At 47.5% G+C, this 2,623-nt stretch carries 2 protein-coding genes; one reads left to right on the forward strand and one right to left on the reverse strand.

What is annotated here, in order from left to right; all coding sequences use genetic code 11:
• Positions 1–369: 369 nt before the first annotated feature.
• A complete protein-coding gene (locus tag QUB20_RS28295; RefSeq protein WP_333251492.1) occupies positions 370–1,944 on the reverse strand; it encodes a nucleoside transporter C-terminal domain-containing protein in 1,575 nt (524 codons plus the stop codon).
• Between the two features lie 220 nt (positions 1,945–2,164).
• Here QUB20_RS28295 and QUB20_RS28300 point away from each other — a divergent pair, with 220 nt between their 5' ends.
• Complete coding sequence (locus QUB20_RS28300) at positions 2,165–2,455, forward strand: hypothetical protein (RefSeq protein ID WP_333056474.1); 291 nt, start codon at positions 2,165–2,167, stop codon at positions 2,453–2,455.
• Positions 2,456–2,623: the final 168 nt, after the last annotated feature.

The raw sequence follows: 2,623 nt of genomic DNA on the forward strand, positions 1-2,623 counted from the left end.
CACTTGTCGGTATGATCTAATCAATGACGTGGCAATCGCCTGACTCACTCTTTTAAGATACAAGGGGCGGGTTCACCAACCATAATTGTCTAAAACCTACAATCTCTAAAACCCGCCCTCACTCACCCAAGGGCAAATCGCAATCTGATGCACGGGTGGCCAGAAACCGGGTTTTTGCGAGAATACTTTGTGACAACCACAGATTTGGTAAAAAACCCGGTTTCTTGGGTCAGAGTCCGTTCCTAACTTGTTTTATCGAAAGCAAAGTTGATGTAGGTTATTGGTTGTGTGCGGGCGGGTTTCTGTAGATTTTTAACGGAAGTTAAATATTGTTGGAAAAACCCGCCCCTACAAGTCAATAGAAGATTATTAAGGGTTTTTCTTGGATGCGGGAGAGGGAGATTCTTGAGCTTTCGGAGCCGCTTTTTCGGGGTTCGGCGAAGGCTTCGGACTGGCAATTGCTGGGGCAACTGACGGCTTTGAATTCGCGGCTGGGGATGGCGGTGATTTCGGAGAATCAGGGGCTGTTAGCGGGGCAACAGGGGCTGTTTTAGCGCCTAAAATGCTGGCGTCTCCGGTGTCGAAGGTGCCGGCGATGCAAGCGATCATCATTGTGGCTAAGGTGCCGACAAATAATGCTTTCCAACCGAGTTCGGAAATGTCTTTGCGGCGGGATGGAATTAGGGCGATCGTACCGCCGACAAATATGCCGACGGAGGCTAAGTGGGCGAAGCCGGAAAGGGCGTAACTGACAATTAAAACTGTACGATCGCTCACCAGTCCTTTTGCCGATGCTTCTGCTAAACTTTGATAGGGCGGAATCGCTGTTTCTAACAGTCGCCGTCCGATGATTACTGATGCTTGCCAAGAGTCGTCAATGGACACTCCTGTTAATAGCGTCAGGGGATAAAATAAAAATCCCATAATGTTGGCTAAGGTGACAACTTTGAAAAAGCCCCCAATTGGGCCGGGCAAAATTGCCAGCCAACCAAAGAATTGATTGATTAAGGAAACTAAGCCTAAAATCAAAATCAAAACAGCGGCAATGGCCACAGCCATTTTTACACCGTCCAATGCACCAATTATCGCTGCATCGAGAGGGCTGACTCGTTCGATGGGTTCTCCTCCAACTGTCTCTTGTGGCATCGCTTCGCCGTCCATTTCGGAAATTTCTTCGCCCACAAACTCGCGGCCTTTAGGCTTCCGTTCTTCCTTGGGAATGCCGCCCATTGTCAGGGGTGTGTCTGTTTCTGGTACTAAGATTTTGGAGAGGACAAAACAAGCGGGAATGGCGATAATTGAGGCTGAAACTAAGTGTCCTAAAATATTTGGAAAAACTGGCTTGAGAAAACTAACATAAATTGCTAAAGTTGAAGAAGCGGCCGTCCCGAAACAGCAAGAGAGGATTGCACAAAGTTCCGAACGAGTCATTTGTGGCAAATAAGGCTTGACGACAATTGCCGCTTCAATTCCTACGAAGATATTAGCAGCGCCGCTGAGGGCTTCCGCGCCGCTCAACCGCATTGTCGTATAAAAGATTTTGGCAAAAAGTTCGGTGACAATTTGAATCACGCCGATGTTGTATAGCAAGGCCATGAGGCCAGAAAAAAAGATGACTGTCGGTAAAGCTCGAAAGGCAAAAATATATCCTAAATTAATTGCCGGCTCTTTACCAGGTATGGGTACAACATTGCTCCCGAATACAAACCTCGCTCCAGCGTCAGCAGCGGTGAATACTCCATCCAGTAAGCTAGTAAACCATTCTAAAGCGAGGCGAGTTGGGGGGAACAGGAATACTAAAAATCCTAAGACTAATTGCAGGCCAATGCCCCAGATGATGACGCGCCAAGGTATATACTGAACTTTGCGATTTTCTGAGAAAACCCAGGCGATCGCACACAGGCCAAAGATGCCCAGAAATGAGATAAGATTGTAGATTGACATGAGCCGATTCCTTGAAATACTTAAGAATGCCGATCGACGGCTTGCACCACATCAGTTATACTATTCATCTGACGGCAAATGCTAAACAAAATAACGGGCCGATGAATTACGCACTCAACAGCGTACTTATGTCACTGCTTAGGTCATTCCGAACTCTGCGGATCTTTAGCAACCCTTGATTTGCCGTAATTACCAGCAGTTTAGATAGAAACTCTAACACATGGAAGCTTTTGCTCCACATCCTCCTGAATGGACTGCGACGGCGGTTCACGCTAATGAGTTTTGCTGCCCCAAGTGCGGCGCTAGCTGCACGAATGCCACTGAGGTCTGGATTAATCGCCGATCGCCAGTATATACCGAGTTCAACCGTCGCAAATGGCAAGAATTTTACCGCTGCCAGTGCGATTCCGTGTGGTGGGCATGGAGTAACGATAGGCCTCCTTCTGAACTTGTGCGTCGCGATCAGAACTCGGATGAGGGCCCTGATGAGGGCCCGGATGATGATTTTTAGAACGGTGACAGAATTTTCGATTTTCGATTTTATTTAAAATTAGGCTAAGGTGCGCCCGGTCGCACCCTACATTTAGATATGTTAGCGCCAGTTAGGATCGCGAATTAAATAACTTACAATTTTAATTGTTATTGTGGGATGGGCGTCCCGCCCGTCCAAAAAGGACGG

The sequence above is a fragment of the Microcoleus sp. B4-C2 genome (assembly GCF_036705265.1).
Taxonomy (GTDB): domain Bacteria; phylum Cyanobacteriota; class Cyanobacteriia; order Cyanobacteriales; family Microcoleaceae; genus Microcoleus.

Bases quoted from the DNA above. Each gene is read 5' to 3' on its own strand.
- QUB20_RS28295 (WP_333251492.1), bottom strand. From the start codon at position 1,944: ATGTCAATCTACAATCTTATCTCATTTCTGGGCATCTTTGGCCTGTGT.
- QUB20_RS28300 (WP_333056474.1), top strand. From the start codon at position 2,165: ATGGAAGCTTTTGCTCCACATCCTCCTGAATGGACTGCGACGGCGGTT.